1 protein-coding gene and 1 pseudogene are annotated in these 1,786 nt (G+C 40.8%); one reads left to right on the forward strand and one right to left on the reverse strand.

The window, feature by feature from the left end; genetic code table 11:
• Positions 1-78: 78 nt before the first annotated feature.
• Positions 79-492, forward strand: a pseudogene (locus Q1A70_RS19765) (IS1 family transposase); the annotation flags it as partial.
• 55 nt (positions 493-547) lie between these two features.
• On the opposite strand, the gene pdxY reads toward Q1A70_RS19765, so the two are convergent.
• Positions 548-1,408: a pyridoxal kinase gene (pdxY, locus tag Q1A70_RS19770; protein ID WP_299695704.1), complete on the reverse strand. Its 861-nt coding sequence runs from the start codon at positions 1,406-1,408 to the stop codon at positions 548-550.
• Positions 1,409-1,786 lie beyond the last annotated feature (378 nt).

Below are 1,786 nucleotides of genomic sequence, written 5' to 3' on the forward strand. Positions count from 1 at the left end.
AAAGCGGGTTGGAACGATGATTATCGGGCTCGAATCTTCTTTGGGTTATAAATCAATCAAAGTATGCTCGCGCCCTGCCCTTTTGATATCGCGAACATTGAGTTGATATGCGAGGTCGATGAGCAGTGGTCGTTTGTCGGTAATAAAACAAATCAACGTTGGCTTTGGTATGCTTGGGAGCCTAGATATAAATGCATCATTGCCCACGCTTTTGGTAAAAGAGACACTGAGGTATTTAATAAACAACAACGTCTTCTATCAAAATTTACCATTCCCTTTTATTGTACAGGTGACTACCGCGTTTATTCAGCGAACTTACCGAGAGAAACACACATCATCGGTAAGCGGTATACGCAAAGGATAGAACGAACCAACCTCCCCCTGAGAACTCGCTTAAAGCGACTCGTTCGAAAAACTATCGGTTTCTCCAGTTCAGAAGAAATGCACGATAAGGTCATCGGTACTTTTATTGAACGAGAGTTTTACTATTAATCAACAGATTGGAGTCATAACCCCAAAATCAGCTCGAAAGATCAACACGCCCTAGTTATCTACTTAATTTTAATACTTCGAACTCATGAGTTGGCTCTACAAACTCATATTGTGCATCGATAATTTGAAGCTCATATTTACCTTGTTCATTGGTTATTTCTAGGACACCGTAAGCGGCATTTAACGCATGACGAAAAGACTCTAGTGGTCGTATGTTTCTGACTAAACCTGCAGTAAAAAGTGCAGAGAATAAGTTTCCAATACCAAGTACTTTTTCATCAAAATTGATCTTAGGTAAGCTCGCAACAAATGAGGCATATCGTGTTGTTAACAGTAGATTATAGGTGTCTGTTTCTAACAAGTTAATACCCTTTACTATTACCATCTTTGTCCCTGTCTTGAGCACCTCTTCGCATGCAGTGACGGCTTCGTCCAGAGATTCGATATTGAGTTGTGTTAACTCACTGAGTTCGTGTTCGCTCAGTATTGCGGCATCAGACATAGGAATCAGCGTCTGTGCGATAACATCGAGCACTTTATTTGATGAATAAAGCGAATTTTCATCGTTTTGAAACTCGGGTTCGTATATGAATAAAGCTTCTGGGTTGTATTCCTTTACGAGCTTCACTGCGTCAACAATAGCTTGATGTTGAAGTCTGCTCCCCTGATATCCAGCCAGTATTGCACCACAATCGACTAACTTTCCTGAGTCTTTAAGACCGCCCATTCGTGCATGAATTTCCCTTGCGCCACGACTTTGTTCTGAGTTGCGATTTTTGCGCTCTGTGGTACTTGAGATTTGTGCGGAGTGAATAGGCCAAACCTCTACCCCCATTTTTTGCATAGGAAAAATGGCTGAACTATTGGCGACATGCCCGCTCACAAAGTGAGACTGAATCGAAATAATACTTTTCATAAGTTGTTCTCAAAATTTAGGCTCATACCTAGGGCATGTTGACCTTTCGCGGTTAAATTTCGTTCGAGATAAAAGCGTTTTAATCGCAGCAAGGGAGAAGTAGCCTAGTCATTCTAAGCAAATCCTCCCCAACAAAGAGTAAAACGCTTTTAGCCTACCCCTTCGGGCAGCATTTGCTGGTCAACACGCCCTAATAGTTTAAATGGATATAAACATCACAATAGTCAAGAATTTAATGATTCTTAAATACTGTTTGTAGGATCGTATCATTTGCTTAAGCATTTCTATTGGCATAATAAAATTGTAAGCGTCTACGAACCGACTCATTGACTTTCTAATATCAACACAGATACCGCCAACTAAGGCGGTATCTGTCAT

The sequence above is a fragment of the uncultured Vibrio sp. genome, assembly GCF_947488985.1.
Taxonomy (GTDB): Bacteria; Pseudomonadota; Gammaproteobacteria; order Enterobacterales; family Vibrionaceae; genus Vibrio.

Excerpts from the sequence above, each read along its gene's own strand:
- pdxY (WP_299695704.1), bottom strand. The coding sequence starts at position 1,408 with ATGAAAAGTATTATTTCGATTCAGTCTCACTTTGTGAGCGGGCATGTC.